At 61.9% G+C, this 14,820-nt stretch carries 16 protein-coding genes and 1 pseudogene; 11 read left to right on the top strand and 6 right to left on the bottom strand.

From position 1 onward, the window contains the following. Positions 1-299 precede the first annotated feature (299 nt). From AB4Y34_RS35640 to AB4Y34_RS35610, 7 genes are all read left to right on the top strand, one after another. Entirely contained in the window at positions 300-986 is a 687-nt protein-coding gene (locus AB4Y34_RS35640; RefSeq protein WP_368718689.1) for a hydrolase, read from the top strand. Between the two features lie 166 nt (positions 987-1,152). After that, a complete protein-coding gene (locus AB4Y34_RS35635; protein WP_013092658.1) occupies positions 1,153-1,320 on the top strand; it encodes a DUF1427 family protein in 168 nt (55 codons plus the stop codon). 28 nt (positions 1,321-1,348) lie between these two features. Continuing rightward, positions 1,349-3,238, top strand: coding sequence for an amidohydrolase (locus AB4Y34_RS35630; protein ID WP_368718688.1), 1,890 nt, complete (start codon positions 1,349-1,351; stop codon positions 3,236-3,238). Between the two features lies 1 nt (position 3,239). After that, positions 3,240-3,686 carry a DoxX family protein gene (locus AB4Y34_RS35625; RefSeq protein WP_368718687.1) on the top strand — a complete coding sequence of 149 codons (447 nt, stop codon included), beginning with the start codon at positions 3,240-3,242 and terminating at the stop codon, positions 3,684-3,686. Positions 3,687-3,726: 40 nt separating this feature from the next. Continuing rightward, the gene (locus AB4Y34_RS35620) at positions 3,727-4,641 is read left to right on the top strand and encodes a glyoxalase (RefSeq protein ID WP_368718686.1); all 915 of its coding nucleotides are present in this window, start codon (positions 3,727-3,729) and stop codon (positions 4,639-4,641) included. Beyond that, on the top strand, positions 4,638-5,333 hold the full coding sequence (locus AB4Y34_RS35615) for a YoaK family protein (protein WP_176383740.1): 696 nt from the start codon (positions 4,638-4,640) through the stop codon (positions 5,331-5,333). Before AB4Y34_RS35620 ends, AB4Y34_RS35615 begins: the two co-directional genes overlap by 4 nt. Positions 5,334-5,425: 92 nt before the next feature. Then, positions 5,426-6,940, top strand: a complete 1,515-nt coding sequence (locus AB4Y34_RS35610; protein WP_368718685.1) for an alginate export family protein — start codon at positions 5,426-5,428, stop codon at positions 6,938-6,940. Positions 6,941-7,057: 117 nt separating this feature from the next. Here AB4Y34_RS35610 and AB4Y34_RS35605 read toward each other — a convergent pair whose 3' ends face one another. The 5 genes from AB4Y34_RS35605 to AB4Y34_RS35585 form a co-directional block, all read right to left on the bottom strand. Continuing rightward, positions 7,058-8,488: a winged helix-turn-helix domain-containing protein gene (locus AB4Y34_RS35605; protein WP_176383744.1), complete on the bottom strand. Its 1,431-nt coding sequence runs from the start codon at positions 8,486-8,488 to the stop codon at positions 7,058-7,060. Positions 8,489-8,557: 69 nt separating this feature from the next. After that, a complete protein-coding gene (locus AB4Y34_RS35600; protein ID WP_176383746.1) occupies positions 8,558-9,574 on the bottom strand; it encodes an alpha/beta hydrolase in 1,017 nt (338 codons plus the stop codon). A 161-nt stretch (positions 9,575-9,735) separates the two neighbouring features. Then, the gene (locus tag AB4Y34_RS35595) at positions 9,736-9,996 is read right to left on the bottom strand and encodes a hypothetical protein (protein ID WP_176383748.1); all 261 of its coding nucleotides are present in this window, start codon (positions 9,994-9,996) and stop codon (positions 9,736-9,738) included. A gap of 293 nt (positions 9,997-10,289) precedes the next feature. Beyond that, positions 10,290-10,697: a BON domain-containing protein gene (locus AB4Y34_RS35590; protein ID WP_176383750.1), complete on the bottom strand. Its 408-nt coding sequence runs from the start codon at positions 10,695-10,697 to the stop codon at positions 10,290-10,292. A 637-nt stretch (positions 10,698-11,334) separates the two neighbouring features. Beyond that, a complete protein-coding gene (locus AB4Y34_RS35585; RefSeq protein ID WP_368718684.1) occupies positions 11,335-11,652 on the bottom strand; it encodes a hypothetical protein in 318 nt (105 codons plus the stop codon). Positions 11,653-11,758: 106 nt separating this feature from the next. On the opposite strand from AB4Y34_RS35585, the gene AB4Y34_RS35580 reads away from it, so the two are divergent. The 4 genes from AB4Y34_RS35580 (at position 11,759) to AB4Y34_RS35565 (ending at position 14,372) form a co-directional block, all read left to right on the top strand. Next, on the top strand, positions 11,759-12,313 hold the full coding sequence (locus tag AB4Y34_RS35580) for a Tautomerase enzyme (protein WP_368718683.1): 555 nt from the start codon (positions 11,759-11,761) through the stop codon (positions 12,311-12,313). Beyond that, positions 12,310-12,786, top strand: a complete 477-nt coding sequence (locus AB4Y34_RS35575) for a hypothetical protein (RefSeq protein WP_368718682.1) — start codon at positions 12,310-12,312, stop codon at positions 12,784-12,786. The genes AB4Y34_RS35580 and AB4Y34_RS35575 overlap by 4 nt, the downstream gene beginning before the upstream one ends. Positions 12,787-12,943: 157 nt before the next feature. Further along, positions 12,944-13,282 (top strand): muconolactone Delta-isomerase family protein, encoded by a 339-nt coding sequence (locus AB4Y34_RS35570; protein ID WP_176386092.1) that lies wholly within the window; start codon positions 12,944-12,946, stop codon positions 13,280-13,282. Between the two features lie 115 nt (positions 13,283-13,397). After that, positions 13,398-14,372 carry an alpha/beta fold hydrolase gene (locus AB4Y34_RS35565; RefSeq protein ID WP_368718681.1) on the top strand — a complete coding sequence of 325 codons (975 nt, stop codon included), beginning with the start codon at positions 13,398-13,400 and terminating at the stop codon, positions 14,370-14,372. A 168-nt stretch (positions 14,373-14,540) separates the two neighbouring features. Here AB4Y34_RS35565 and AB4Y34_RS35560 read toward each other — a convergent pair. Then, a pseudogene (locus AB4Y34_RS35560) lies at positions 14,541-14,778 on the bottom strand (cyclic nucleotide-binding domain-containing protein); the annotation flags it as partial. Positions 14,779-14,820 lie beyond the last annotated feature (42 nt).

Here is a 14,820-nt window from a genome sequence, read left to right as displayed (position 1 = left end):
ATGATCCTCAGGAAGCTGAGGCTTTTTTACGCCGCTGTTCTGGCCGCTTTGCTCAACCGCTCAATCGCTGTCGAATACCAGCCGTGAGGGCAAGCGCCGTCCAAAACGAATTATTCAGACCCGACTAATTATTTGAGAAATAAAATTTAATCGATTTTTAGTTGTTGCTGCCCGGTCTTCGCGTGTCAAATAACCGCAGCTGGATGCCGAATCGCCCAGCGCCAATGCACATCGGACGCCCACCGGCCATGCCGGCACGGCGACTCCCTCCTCTTTCCGGTTCAAAGGAAATACCCGTCATGAACAATTCGAAGCTCGAAGTACTCACTCCGCAGAACAGCCAACTGATCATCATCGATCACCAACCGCAAATGGCGTTCGGCGTGCAGTCGATCGACCGCCAGGTGTTGAAGAACAACGTCGTCGGTCTGGCCAAGGCGGCCAAGGTGTTCGACATTCCGACCACCATCACTACGGTCGAGTCGCAAAGCTTTTCGGGTTACACGTATCCGGAACTGCTCGACGTGTTCCCCGAGCACAAAGTGCTCGAACGTACGTCGATGAATTCGTGGGACGACCAGAAGGTGCGCGACGCGCTCGCGGCGAATCGCCGCAAGAAGGTGGTCGTGGCGGGTCTGTGGACCGAGGTCTGCAACACCACATTCGCGCTGTCCGCGATGCTCGAAGGCGACTACGAGATCTACATGGTGGCCGATGCATCGGGCGGCACGTCGAAAGACGCGCACGATTTCGCCATGCAGCGCATGGTCCAGGCGGGGGCCGTGCCCGTCACGTGGCAGCAGGTCCTGCTCGAATGGCAGCGCGACTGGGCCCACCGCGCGACCTACGACGCTGTGATGGCGATCGCGAAGGAACACTCGGGCGCGTACGGCATGGGGGTCGACTACGCCTACACGATGGTCCACAAGGCAGCGCAGCGCACGGCTACGCCGCACGAGGTGCTGCCGGCTGTACCGGCACGCTGATCGCCTCGTCGCGATCGCCGAAACCGGGGCGATGCGCTCCGCGTGAAGGCGGCGGCAGCGCATGCGATCTACCAATCTCTGCGCTGCAGTGCATCTCCCGCGAGGTACTCGGGTTGAACCGCGAGGTCTCGCATCAGCATTCCAACCTCACAGAGAGACTGATCGAATGGAATCTTATCTGCTGTCCCTCGCAGCAGGGATGCTGATAGGCGTGATCTACAGCGTGATCAAGGTCCGCTCACCCGCGCCTCCGCTCGTTGCCCTCATCGGCCTGCTTGGCATGTTGATCGGCGCGCAGGCCGTGCCATCCCTGAGGCAGTTGTTGGGCTTTTAATCGAACTGATAGAAACGAGGAAACGCAAATGGGCGCAACCGCTACCCATCCCGATCTGATTTTGCATAACGGACGGTTCACGACACTGGATCGTTCGAACCCGGTCGTCAGTGCCGTGGCGATTGCCGACGGCCGCTTCGTCGCGGTCGGCAGCGAGGCGGACGTCATGCCGCTCGCGGGCCGCGCGACCAAAGTTATCGATCTCGGTGGCCGGCCGGTGCTGCCTGGCCTCATCGACAATCACCTGCATCTGATCCGCGGCGGTCTGAACTACAACATGGAGCTGCGCTGGGACGGCGTGCGTTCGCTCGCCGTTGCGATGGAGATGCTCAAGCAGCAGGTTGCGGTCACGCCCGCGCCGCAATGGGTGCGCGTGGTCGGCGGCTTCACCGAGCACCAATTCGAAGAGAAGCGGCTGCCGACGCTCGACGAACTGAATGCCGTCGCGCCCGATACGCCCGTGTTCATCCTGCATCTGTACGACCGGGCGCTGCTCAATGCCGCCGCATTGCGCGTCGTCGGCTATACGAAGGACACGCCGGAGCCGCCGGGCGGCACGATCATGCGCGACAGCGCTGGCAACCCCACCGGGCTGCTGCTGGCGAACCCCAATGCGTCGATCCTCTACGCGACACTCGCGAAAGGCCCGAAGCTGCCGCTGGAGTATCAATACAATTCGACGCGCCATTTCATGCGCGAACTCAACCGCCTTGGCGTGACCGGCGCGATCGATGCCGGCGGCGGCTCGCAGAACTATCCGGACGACTACGAAGTCATCCGCAAGCTCCATGATGCCGGCGAAATGACGGTGCGCATCGCGTACAACCTGTTCACGCAAAAGCCGCAGGCCGAAAAGGAAGACTTCGTGAACTGGACCGGCTCGGTCAAGTATCACGATGGTTCGGACTACTTCCGCCACAACGGCGCGGGTGAAATGCTGGTGTTTTCGGCGGCCGACTTCGAGGACTTCCGGGTGGCGCGCCCGGAACTGCCGCCCGGAATGGAAGGCGAACTCGAAGGCGTGGTGCGGGTACTCGCACAGAACCGCTGGCCTTGGCGCCTGCATGCGACCTACGACGAAACCATCAGCCGTGCGCTCGATGTGTTCGAGAAGGTCAACAAGGACATTCCGCTCGACGGCATCAACTGGTTCTTCGACCACGCGGAAACCGTTTCGGAGCGTTCGATGGATCGCATTGCAGCGCTCGGTGGCGGCATCGCGGTTCAGCATCGCATGGCCTACCAGGGCGAGTATTTCGTCGAGCGCTACGGCGCGCAAGCGGCGCAAGCCACCCCGCCCGTCGCGAGAATGCTGGAGAAGGGCCTCAAGGTTTCGGCTGGCACCGATGCGACGCGCGTCGCGTCGTACAACCCGTGGGTGTCGCTTGCATGGCTCGTGAGCGGCAAGACGGTTGGCGGTCTGCGGATGTATCCGCAACGTAACCTGCTCGATCGCGATACGGCGCTGCGCATGTGGACCGAGTACGTGACGTGGTTCTCGAACGAAGAGGGCAAGAAGGGGCGCATCGTGGCCGGGCAGCTCGCCGACCTGATGGTTCCCGACCGTGACTTCTTCTCGTGCGCGGAGGACGACATTGCCGGTACCACCGCGTTGCTCACGGTGGTCGGCGGAAAGATCGTCTGGGGTGCGGGCCCGTTCTCGCAACACGATCGGCCGATCCCGCCTGCCATGCCTGACTGGTCGCCGGTGCGCCAATACGGCGGCTATGGCGGCTGGGGCGCGACGCAGCGCGAGGGCGCGCCGCTCGCAGGTGCCGCCGCCGCCGCGATGTGCGCCTGCGCGAGCGCCTGCGGTTTGCACGGCCATGCGCACGCGAGCGCGTGGGCCACTGCATTGCCGACTTCGGATGCAAAGGGCTTCTGGGGTGCATTCGGCTGTTCCTGCTGGGCGATCTGACATGACGATATGGAACGGCCGTGGCAACCCCGCATGGGTTCGCGCGGTGCTATCGCAGCCTTGGGTTGGGCCGCTCGTGCGTCTTGCGCTCGTGTCCGCCTACCTTATCGGCGGTATCAGCAAAGCGCTGAACTTCGAGGGCGCGATTGCGGAGCAGGCGCATTTCGGCCTGCACCCGGCCGCCCTGTGGGCCGCTCTCGCGGTGGCGGTCGAGATCGTCGGCTCGCTGTGCGTGGTATTGCGCCGCTTCACGGGGATCGGCGCAGGCGGCCTCGGCATGCTGACCGTCGTTGCGATGCTGGTTGCCAACGACTTCTGGAACCATGCCGGCGTCGAGCGCTTCATCGCGCTCAACAGTTTTTTCGAGCATCTTGGACTGATCGCGGGGCTCGTGCTCGCGACCCTGCTCGACGATACGCAGCGTCCGGCCGGCGAGAGCCGCGCCTGACCGATTGATCAGTACGATGAAATATCAAGGAAATTCCGCTATGAAAGCCATTCGCACTGCCTTAGTTGCCCTGATGATCGCGGGCGGTCTCGTTGCCGCGCCCGTTGCTTTAGCGAAGCCGCCCGTGATGCCGATGGAATCGCCGTCGGTCGCCGTCGGTCCGCAGTACGACACGACGCACGTGTACGTGGCACCAGAGGACTTCGACCGCTTCACCGACAGCTTCGTGGCGACGTTTGGCGGCAGCAAGTCGAAGCAGGGCGTGTTCCAGGTTACGCCGACACCGAGCCAGACGATGTCGCAGCTCGTCTTTACCCCGGCAGGCACGATCTCCGTGTTCGGCTTCAAGACGCCCATGCCGTATCCGTTCGGCGCGGAGCGCACGGGCTACCTCGTGACGGACATGGATGCGGCGGTGAAGTCGGCGCGCGCACTCGGTGCGGATGTGATCGTCGATACGTTCCCCGACCCGATCGGCCGCGACGCGATCATCACATGGCCGGGCGGCACCAACATGCAGCTTTACTGGCACACCGAGGCCCCGCATTACGACAAGCTGCAGACCATTCCCGAGAATCGGGTGTACGTGTCGCCGCAAAGCGTGCACAAGCTGGTTCACGATTTCGTCAAATTCTCGCACGGCAAGGTGGTGTCCGATGACCTGAAGGCGCCGGGTGTCGAGATCGGCAGGCCTCAAGACAGCTATCGCCGCATTCGTATCGAATCGCCGTTCGGCAAGATGACCGTGCTCGTGACGGACGGTCATCTGCCTTACCCGTTCGGGCGCGAAGTGACCGGCTACGAAGTAGCGAATCTGACCGATACGCTTCAAAAGGCGAAGGCCGCTGGCGTCAATGTGCTCGCGCCGCCATTCACCTCGGCCGGCCGTGATGCCGCGATCGTGCAGTTCCCGGGCGGCTATATCGCCGAAATTCACACGGGCGCGGCGCAATGAAATCCGAGGACACGATCCTTGCCGCGATCGCCGGCTTCGTCGACACGCTTAGCTTCGTTGCTCTGTTCGGTTTGTTCACCGCACACGTGACGGGCAACTTCGTGTTGATCGGCGCCGGCATCGCCGGCTCCGGTCAGGGCGTTCTGCTCAAGCTGATCGTGTTCCCCGCGTTTATCGGCGGGGTCGTTCTCAGCAGCCTGCTCGTGCGTTGGCTCCCGCAGCGGCAGGCACGTCAGGGCGCACGCCTGCTCTATGCGGTGCAGGCCGTGCTGATATTCGGCTTTTGCCTCGCCGGCGTATGGGCGACGCCGATCAACCAGCCAGATAGCCTGCCTGTCATCCTGGCGGGCGTCGTGGGGGCGTTCGCGATGGGGGTGCAGAATGCGCATCCGCGCCTGGTCCAACGCCCTGGTGTGCCCAACACCGTCATGACGGGCAATGTCACGCAAGCCGTTCTGGATGTGATCGACATGCTGTCGCCGGGCACGCCCGACAGCGTGCGCACCGCGGCGCGCTCGCGCTTCGGCTCGATGATGCCGGCGATTGTCGCGTTTGCGGTTGGCGCGGTAGCCGGCGCACTAGGGATGGTCTATATGGGCTTCTGGGCGCTGCTTGCGCCGGCGTGTGCCCTCGTCGGGCTCGCGGCGACCACGGGAGAACATGAGCGCGCGATTGCACCGGGGCACTCATGAATCCAGGCGGTGCAGGGAATCATCCTGCGCAGGCTCGGCGCGTGAGTGGGACGGGCCAACACAAACATAAGCCGACAAAGGCAAGGAAATCCATGGTATCGAGTACGATGCGCGCTCGCCGACGCGCGCAGGCCGCGCGCTTGACGGCCATCGCCGGGCTGCTGCTGGCGGGCGCCGACGCGGCGTTCGCGCAAACGGCTGCGCAACCGGTTGCAGATGCGAGCCTCGCGGCTGACCCGGTCGGCGCGACCGCAGGCACGGCAGTGAACGACGCCGCATCGAGCGACGCGTGTAACGTCAAACGTCCTGCCGTGATGTTCAACCGCTGGCAGGAGGACTGGTCGGTGCTTTCGGCCCCCTGCGTTCCGCGCAAGCCGCTCGACAGCCTCAAGTACATTCCGCTCGGCGGCGACCCCGCGTCATATCTGTCGCTTGGTGCGAACCTGCGTGAGCGTGTCGAAACCAATGACGCCCCGCTGTTCGGTGTCGGCTCTGCGCAGTCGGACACCTATCTGCTTCAGCGCATCGAAGTGCATGCCGACGCACATCTCACCGAGCACTGGCAGTTTTTCGTCCAACTTGAGGATGCGCGAGCATTTGGCAAAAACGTGGTCACGCCGGTGGACAAGAATCCGCTCGATCTCGAGCAGGCATTCGTAGCCTACACTGGAGCGCTCGGTGGCGGTACGTTCAAGTTTCGCGTTGGCCGCCAGCAAATGGCATTCGACTTGCAGCGTTTCATTGCCGTACGCGATGGCCCGAACGTACGACAGGCCTTCGATGCCATCTGGGCAGACTACGAATACCAGAAGTGGCGCTTTATCGCCTACGCAACGCAGCCCGTGCAGTACCGCAACGCGACCGTGTTCGACGATGTGTCGAACCGCAATCTCACTTTCAGCGGCGTGCGTTTCGAGCGGCAATCCGTCGGGCCGGGTGACATGTCGGGGTACTGGTCCCGCTATAACAATGCCAATGCGCGATACCTCGACGCTCAGGGTTCTGAGCACCGCGACGTCTGGGATCTGCACTATTTCGGCACACGCGGCGGCGTCGATTGGGATGCGGAGGCGATGCTGCAGACGGGAACGGTCGGTAATAGTACGGTTCTCGCGTGGGCGGTTGGCTCGCTCGCAGGTTACAAATTCGACATGCCGTGGACGCCGCGCGTCGCACTGCAGATCGATGCGGCGTCCGGCGACCGGCACCCGCATGATGGTCGGCTCGAGACCTTCAATCCGCTATTTCCGAACGGCTATTACTTCACGCTGGCGGGCTATACCGGCTACGCGAACCTGATCCATATCAAACCGTCGATTACGCTCAAGCCTTCGGCCAGTCTCACGCTGCTTGGCGCGTTGGGCTTCCAGTGGCGCGAGACGACCGGCGACGCCGTATACCAGCAGCCGAATCAGCCTGTGCCGGGCACGGCGGGAAAAGGCAGCCTGTGGACAGGTATGTACGTGCAATTGCGCGCGGACTGGACGATTGCGGCGAACCTGGTAGGTTCGGTCGAAGCCGTGCACTTCCAGGTGGGAGACTCGATTCGTAAGGCGGGCGGCCGCAATGCCGACTACGCGGGCGTCGAACTCAAGTACGGGTGGTAGGACTTGCCGGCTATCGCCGATCCCGGCGGCGTCAGGAGCGTTGCAGGGACCGCGCCATGTGTCTACGTCGCTCGGGCTTCGACTCCGGCTGGCCCGATGGACGAACGGGCTCGTTGTTCAGGCGCTCAAGGCTAACAGCTCGCCGGGAAAGCTTACATCGCCTTCGAGAGGTATCTGAACTGCCCTGCTGGCGACGTGCTCATTCGACGCGCACTGGAATTTCTCTGCGACGTACGTCCGGGTGCATTCGAACAGGCTATACATCGCCTCCGGCCCGTCGATACAGACATTGACAAGCGACTTCGAGACAAGCTCATCGATGTTTTCAATCAAGCTGCCTGTCGTCACTGCCATGTCGTTGACGACTCCACGCAGCGAATCGAAGCTAAACGGTCCGACGAACCGGCAAAGTTGAACGAGCAGGGACTGGGCCGAGTCGCTCAACAGGTCGAAGCTGACATCGAAGGCCGCCCGTAGACAGCGATGCCGCGCCGTCGCAGTGCGGTATCCCCCGGATAGGAACGACAGTCCATCGCTCAGCAGGCGCTGCACGCCTTCGACGCCCAACAATTCCGCCCTGCCGGCGGCCAACTCGATTGCGAGTGGAATACCATCCAGGCGCTGACAAATGTTTGCGATGCTCGCTATCTCGCCGATGCTAGGGACAAACCTCGGATGCATCTGCTGCGCACGGTGGACAAAGAGCTGGACAGCCGGGCTGTCCAACATCTCGTCGCAACGGTCCGTAAGTTTGGGAACGCCAAGCGGGTTCACCCGGAAAACCATCTCGTTGCGAATCTTCAGCGGCTCCCGGCTCGTCACCAGGAACTGGATATTCAGGCTTGCCGCCAACAATGCTTCCACGATTTGTGCAACCACTGAGATGACGTGCTCCGCACCATCGAGTATCAACAACCACGGCGCATTCGACAGCGCTGCGCCCAGACGCTCGGAACAGACGACGTCCTCCGGCATGTCGACACCGCAACCGTACTCAATCGCACTCAGCACCTCGTCGATCGTGGCTGCGGATGAAAGATCGACAAAGGCCACCGTCGCCGGGCATGACGGCGCTATCCGATAGGCGAGTTCAAGTGCAAGACTCGATTTTCCGACACCACCTGTGCCCGTCAAGGTAAGCACCTGGGAGTCGACCAATGCCTCGGCTGCCTTGGCCACCGCCACGTCTCTCCCGACGAGATTCCCTACGCGGCGCGGGAGCGGCCGCGGACTGGCGGCAGTACGGAGTTTCGGCTGTATGTCCCGAGACGGGGCCAACCGGTAGCCACGGCGCGCGACCGTGACTATGAGGTCCCGGTCATCACCCAGCGCCTTGCGCAGCGCAGAGATGTTGACGTCGATATTGCAGTCTTCGACGACGGTGCCGGGCCAGACCGTCTGCATCAGCTCGGACCTCGACACCACTCGACCGTTTGCCGAGGCGAGCGTCGCCAGCAAGTCGAAGGCGCGCGAGCCCAGTCGCAGGTCCTGGCCATCGCGCCGCAAACATCGCGCGTTCATGTCGAGTTCGATCCGGCCGATTTTCATAAGGTCGCCTCCAGCAAGGGAAATAGACACGCGTGTCTTCCCCAGCGGTCAGTGTTGAAGTTATGTCGGCTACCGACGGAGTGCGCGCTTTATAACGCTGCTGGCGTGTCTGAACGCAGCGTCTGTCGGGCAGGTGTCAGCCAACCCGTCGAAAACCATGAAGTCATGAATCGTGCCGATATAACGAGCGGCGTTCACTCTGACGCCTGCGCGCATGAGCTTGCGGGCATATTCTTCGGCGTCGTCTCGCGTAATGTCGTTCTCTGCCGTGATGACGAGTGCGGCGGCCAGGTCTTCGAGTTCGGCGGGTTTCGACTTTATCGGCATCGCCGCCGCGAGTGACCGCGATCTCTCAGGAAACTGTGACTCAATGAAGCGCTCCAGCGCCCTGGCCGTCATGCCGGGCCCCGTCGCAAACTGACGATATGACTGCGTGGTGGCGTCTGCCGACAGGATGGGGCAAAACAGCGCTTGCAGGCGCAGACTCGGGCCATGCCGGTCTCTCGCCCATCGCGCCACGACTGCAGCGATGTTTCCGCCTGCACCATCGCCGGCCACCGCGATCGCGCGGCCATCGAGCTGCAGCACTTCGGCATGTGCAACGACGTATTGCAGCGCGGCGTATGCCTCTTCGTTCTGTGTCGGGAACAGCGCCTGAGGCGCGGGCGAACAACGAACGAAGACAACCGCCACCTCTGCTTCAGCGGAAAGGCGTGAGACGAGCCTGCGGTGGGTTGCGAAGCTCGCCATGCGCCAGCCGCCGCCCGGATAGTAGAGCACGACCGGCAGTAAGCCCGGCGCGCCGGCCGGTCGCACGATGTGCACGTCAATGGCGCCCGTCGGTCCGGTCTCGAAGGTCAGCGCTTCGGTGGTGACGGCATATTCGTCTGCGCAACTGTCGTCACTGTCGGCGCGGCCGGGGAACGATGGCTCTTGGGCGAGCAGCGAATCCGGATGCATGCCGGCTTCGGAGACCAGATCGAGAAACTGCTGCGTGTCGGGGTCCAGGACCGGGTGGGACGACCACGGCGTCGCGAGACGCGATGACGCGGAATCGACGGTACTTGCAGGCTGAACGTGGTCCATAAAAGCCGACGTAGGAGAGTTGAGCGGTTGGCGGGGACTCCCGCTCGTGCCACACACAGTGCCGAGCGCACCTGCTGAGTTTGAAACGATGCCGAGTCCCGATAACCGCTATTGTCCAGGCGACGGGGCCGGACCGCTCAGTTAAAGTTTGCTAAGAAGCGTTAGCCGCAGATGCAAACCCGGCAGCGCGCCCGCATCAGGCGCCGCCGCGAGCCCCACCATCGCAAGCAGCACGCCACTGCACGCTTGAGCGCGCACCCGCTCATGAAAGACGCTGCCGCTGCAACGCCGGAATGCCCGCGTAGAGCGCCCGAGAGCCATTCGATGAACACCTTCAGTTCGGGCGGCATATGGCGAGTGGGCGGAGACACCACGGAAACCGGCCGCTGCGGCGTGTTGAAGTCGGCCAGCACTTCCAGCAACCGGCCGGCGCCTTCGATCTGGTAGCGGATCCCCGTCGGGAAGGCCTCATGGTTTGGCGAGGCGGGGTCCGGTCACCCCGTATTCGCGGCCGCCGAACACTGGCGCGGATGAAGGGCAACACTTGTCAGATCGGAAGGCTAAGAGGCGCCTGCCCTCCGGAAGCCGGACGCCACGCAACCCCACGTTGCAGAAATCGCAATGAAATGACGGTCTCGGGCGGTGTGTGCGCGTGCCGGAAAGCCGAGTAGCCGTACACCTCGTGCTTCGCGTCACACGCTATGCAGATGGCGGCTTAATGTCCCGCAGTTGCCAGGCTCAGCCGGTTCGTCACGCCGGTGACGCCCGCGACTTGCTGCGCGTGTTGCTGCGCGAGGTCGATCTGCGCCGCTTCGGGCACGGAGCCTTCCAGCGTGATGGCGCCCGACTTGGCGACGACCGACATATGCGAAGCGTCCACCCCGCCTGCCTTGATGATTGCTTTACGAACGTTGGTGGCGAAATGACGGTCGGCAGCACGCTCGGCCTTCTGCTCTGTCTTACGCTGCGCCTTGACCGGATCCTTCGGCACGGCGGAATGCGCCTGAACGGGCGGCAAGTATGAGACCGCCGCGTCGTCGGCGAACACGCTGCCAGCGTAGCCCGTCAACAGAACGATGGTAGCGAGTGCTGCGGCCGGTTTGAGCTTCGAATACAGTTTCATCGGGTCGATCTCCTTGTTTGGCGAAGCTTTTGTCCGCCGTTAAAAATTTGAAGCTCGCGCGTCCGCGCGAATGATGCCGCGTCAGAGCGGTCATCGAACCCTTGCAGCTTATGGATCGCGCACCTTAAAGTCCTTGATAAAACCTGAAGTGTTATGAATAGCTCAGATCATCCCCATGCGAGTACGCTGGAGTGCACAGCAGTTCCGAAGGGGGTAAGCAGATCTGCGTTGGGTTCGTCGACATGCGTGCCGGACATGCCATGTTGGGGGCGCAGCCTAGCCGTTCAGCGGCGTTTTTGACGATCTTCGTGGTTAGCTTGGCGGAGCCGTCGATCGGCACGATCTGGTCGCCGTCGCCGCGAGGACGAGCGGGCGCGCGCTGATGTTTTTCCGGTCGTCGGTGTAGTGGATTTCTCAACGCCGCTTAGTACGCTCCTACCTGACATTCGAGGCTACGACGGAGCGAACGGCGGCAAAGCGCCTCCCAACTGCCTCAGAGTGGCCGGCACTCCAACGTCCGCAATGGCCGACAACTGCGCATTGAGCATCCTGCAGATTTCAGTTCGTGATCTTCTGCCGGGAAGGGACGTCTTCAGCGGCAGTTGTCCCCTTCCCCTGCCCCCAATCCTTTCACGTACTACCCTGCGCCCTGTCGCCCAATGAGGCGTATGCCCGATTTCCGGATCTGTGTTGCCATATAGCGGAAGCAGTGCGGGAAAGACGTCGGGAAGCTGTCAGGGCCGCCCGCGAGCGGCAGAATGACCGGCTTGATAAGGCGATCCGGATCGAGGCGGCCCGCATGATCTCGACGGGACAGTAACCAAGCGTCGACCGACTGATCACGTAAGCGAAACAGCATGGTCTGGGCGCGGATAAACCTGCGGACCGCTCGTGCATCCGGCAGGCACAGTTCGGAGCACTTGCGGGCATCCCCGGCAGCGGTCGCGATAGCCATAAGTGTGTCTGAAATTCCACGAATAATGGCGATGCTGCCACTTTGGGGCGAACCGGTAAACCCCGATTATCGCCACATCCCATGAACTGAACGCAGGAGCAGCACCATGCCAATGATCGATGCACTGTGGCCCGAGGACGCCTTGACGCCCGAGGCCCAAGCGCGCCTCGTCAAGGAACTGACCGACATTCTCATCAGGGCCGAAGGGTACGATCCCGCCAGTCAGATCGCACCGCGTGTCACTGTATTCCATCTTCATCGGCCTGCTGCGATCTACGTCGGCGGTGAACGCACGAACACGATCCGCTACCGGATCATCCCGTCCGTACCCGAGGGGCAATACACCGACGAATCGCGTCGCTGGCTCGTCAGACAGGTCACGGAAGCGGTGGCGCGCGCGGAGAACAGGCCGTTCGATGACGTCGCGCCGCGCGTCTGGGTCTTCCCAACCGAGATACCCGATGGCGCCTGGGGTACGGGCGGCGCGATCTGGATGCTGCCCGATATTCATGCGCTGCTGGCGGGAGAGTCGGAGCGGGACGCAGGCGTTGCCCGGCTTGCCCGACGCCGGCTCGAAAAAGCGCGCATCACGCTCGAAGCAGCGCTCGATGCCGCCAGCGCAGGCATCGCGAGCAAATCATCAGTGGAGCGCCCAGCATGAAATTCAACGACACAGCCCCCGTAATGGCACCCGCAGGCGGTCCGCCGCTCTGGCTGACCAACCTCGCTGAAAACGCGACGCTCGAGGCCTCCGTGCTGAAGCGTCCAGTCGAAGGACGAGCCGATATTCTCTCCGTGATCAAACACGCGGTCTCGCTCTATGAATTCCAACAGCACAGCTATAAGGGCGCGATTGGCGATGGCTTGTATATGGAGTCCTATCGCTCGCAGATCCAGGGCGTGCCGATCGAGACGGTGGTCGTCGCGCACATGAACGAGCACGGCGAGACGGAGTCCGTGGTCATCAGTCATCGCCCACTCAACGCGGTGCTGCTGTTTTCGAAACTGATGTGGGAGCGGGTCGATGAGCGCTTCCGGGATCGCTATCTGAGCGGACCTGAAGCAGCGGCACTGAATACGGTATCGGGCCAGGCTTCACGCGAGGACGGTTGCACTGGAGCGACTTCTCGATGACAGATGCTCCTGATGACGTACGCGAACGCTATCGCACGACCAATGTGATCGAGCTGCTGAAAACCGCATTCACAGACAGTGTTCGAGGCCGAGCGATGAAACGGCTTCTTCTTAACTTGACGACAGCACTGTGCTGATCGCTTCCGCTGGAGTTTCCATGGCCCACACCACTCCGATGCCAGCCACGCCGACCACGAAGATATTGGCGATTGGTACTTTTCCGCCGGGCACGGACATGCAGCTTGTCCAAGACATTCTTCCGTCCGAAGCTCGCGAGACGGCGCAACTCTACCTCGAGGGCAAGATTGATCAGTGGTATTCACTGCAAGACCGGGCTGGGGTGGCGTTCATTTTGAACGTTACCGACGTGAGTCAAGCACATGAAATGCTCGAGGCACTTCCATTGGGGAAAGCGCATTTGATGACATTCTCGATGCTCCCAATGGGTCCACTGAAGCCGTTGGGCAAGCTTTTGAATCCGCCTTCGCCCCAGTAGTAAGCGCTGGAGCGTACCGGGCTGCTGCGCCGCCGCTTTGGGGCGCCCCAAGGAATTCCGAAGCAACGAAGCGCATTCAGCTGACGCAATTTCGCACTAAACGAGAGTGACGATCATGTTCAAACTAGTAACGAAGGCGACGGTCTTCCCCATAGTAGCTGTGGGCGTTTCCGCATGCCAGATAGTGCCGGCATCATCCTCGTCGGCGCCGAAAGTTAAAGTCGGCGAGTTGCAGGTCGATCCTGACATCAAGCTGCGTCATATGATCTATCGGCCCGCGCAATCCAGGGGTACGGTACTGTTCCTGCACGGTTTCCCGGAGACGATGTATGCGTGGAAGCCGATCGCCGAATCCCTGTCGAGCGACTACGAGGTGCATGCTTTTGACTGGCCGGGCTACGGACAGTCTTCGCGTCCAGCCGCTGATCGCTTCGGGTACGCGCCGAAGGATTATGCCAACGTGCTGGCTGACTATATCCGGGCGTCTGGCATCGACAGTTCGAAGCTGGTGATCTATGCAACCGATATCGGGGCCCTGCCTGCGCTGCTGGCGGCATTGGAGCAACCGGATATCGCAAGGGAGATCATCGTTGGCGACTTTGCCCCGTTCAACCGCCCACAGTACATGTACGATAGCCTGCAGGGCCTGAAGTCAAAGGCTTCGTCCGACGCCGTGCGTGCCGCGATGAACAGGAACCGTGACGAAATCCTGGCAAACACATTCTTCCGCGGCATGTCGGCAGAGGAGCGCTACGCGTTGCCTCAGGAGTTCAGGGACGATATGGCGAAAGGCTGGGGCGGTGATGTCACTTCGGCAGATGCCTTTTTTCATTACTACTCTCACTTCACCCGCGACCAGGACTACTTCGAAGCCAATATGGCAACCCTGAAGATCCCCGTGAAGGTGGTGTGGGGTGAGCAGGACATCTATATCGGGAAGGAAATGGGCGTTGAGTACGCGAATCGTAACGGCGTGAAGCTTTCGATTCTCCCTAAACTCGGCCATTTTCCGCATCTGCAAGCGCCTGAACAGACGGTGAACGAAGTTCGGGCTGCGTTCAGCGCGGGCAGCAATCCTGTCAGTGACTAGCGCGAATGCGCGGGTGATGCATACGCGGTTGCCGACACCGCGGTGGCCTCGTTCGCCACGCTTTCGGTCGCGCATTCCTAAACGATGCGATGTCGTAACGCTGCGACGCACTGAACGTCGGCACGAGGCCGAGCCGGGTGGCGAGTTCCACTTCGTCGGGCGCCCTCAGGATTGAGCCATTTCGGCCATGAAATGGCCGTCATGATGGTCTGTCACGACCGTGGTACGTCGTAGCGGATCGCACGAATAGATCCGGACACTCCCGTGCAGCAAGATAAATAGCCCTTCGGCAACGCGCCCCGTCCGTGAAAATCGAATCGCCAGCCTTGAACGCCTTGGGGCGGCCATAGCGGCTCGCACTACGGATCTCCGCATCAGAAAGGCGCGGAAACATTTGATGCTGCCGGGGCATGTGTCAGGCGTCGTAACTCCATTCGGTTAAGCCGGT

It is taken from the genome of Paraburkholderia sp. BR10954 (genome assembly GCF_040965775.1).
GTDB classification, from domain to species: domain Bacteria; phylum Pseudomonadota; class Gammaproteobacteria; order Burkholderiales; family Burkholderiaceae; genus Paraburkholderia; species Paraburkholderia youngii.
The sequence above is the reverse complement of the archived record's forward strand: the minus strand, read 5'-3'. Positions and strand labels throughout refer to the sequence as shown.

Bases quoted from the DNA above. Each gene is read 5' to 3' on its own strand.
- AB4Y34_RS35615 (WP_176383740.1), top strand. From the start codon at position 4,638: ATGAAATCCGAGGACACGATCCTTGCCGCGATCGCCGGCTTCGTCGAC.
- AB4Y34_RS35605 (WP_176383744.1), bottom strand. From the start codon at position 8,488: ATGAAAATCGGCCGGATCGAACTCGACATGAACGCGCGATGTTTGCGG.
- AB4Y34_RS35575 (WP_368718682.1), top strand. From the start codon at position 12,310: ATGAAATTCAACGACACAGCCCCCGTAATGGCACCCGCAGGCGGTCCG.
- AB4Y34_RS35600 (WP_176383746.1), bottom strand. From the start codon at position 9,574: ATGGACCACGTTCAGCCTGCAAGTACCGTCGATTCCGCGTCATCGCGT.
- AB4Y34_RS35565 (WP_368718681.1), top strand. From the start codon at position 13,398: ATGTTCAAACTAGTAACGAAGGCGACGGTCTTCCCCATAGTAGCTGTG.
- AB4Y34_RS35610 (WP_368718685.1), top strand. From the start codon at position 5,426: ATGGTATCGAGTACGATGCGCGCTCGCCGACGCGCGCAGGCCGCGCGC.
- AB4Y34_RS35625 (WP_368718687.1), top strand. From the start codon at position 3,240: ATGACGATATGGAACGGCCGTGGCAACCCCGCATGGGTTCGCGCGGTG.
- AB4Y34_RS35640 (WP_368718689.1), top strand. From the start codon at position 300: ATGAACAATTCGAAGCTCGAAGTACTCACTCCGCAGAACAGCCAACTG.
- AB4Y34_RS35590 (WP_176383750.1), bottom strand. From the start codon at position 10,697: ATGAAACTGTATTCGAAGCTCAAACCGGCCGCAGCACTCGCTACCATC.
- AB4Y34_RS35585 (WP_368718684.1), bottom strand. From the start codon at position 11,652: ATGGCTATCGCGACCGCTGCCGGGGATGCCCGCAAGTGCTCCGAACTG.
- AB4Y34_RS35570 (WP_176386092.1), top strand. From the start codon at position 12,944: ATGGCCCACACCACTCCGATGCCAGCCACGCCGACCACGAAGATATTG.
- AB4Y34_RS35635 (WP_013092658.1), top strand. From the start codon at position 1,153: ATGGAATCTTATCTGCTGTCCCTCGCAGCAGGGATGCTGATAGGCGTG.
- AB4Y34_RS35620 (WP_368718686.1), top strand. From the start codon at position 3,727: ATGAAAGCCATTCGCACTGCCTTAGTTGCCCTGATGATCGCGGGCGGT.
- AB4Y34_RS35580 (WP_368718683.1), top strand. From the start codon at position 11,759: ATGCCAATGATCGATGCACTGTGGCCCGAGGACGCCTTGACGCCCGAG.
- AB4Y34_RS35630 (WP_368718688.1), top strand. From the start codon at position 1,349: ATGGGCGCAACCGCTACCCATCCCGATCTGATTTTGCATAACGGACGG.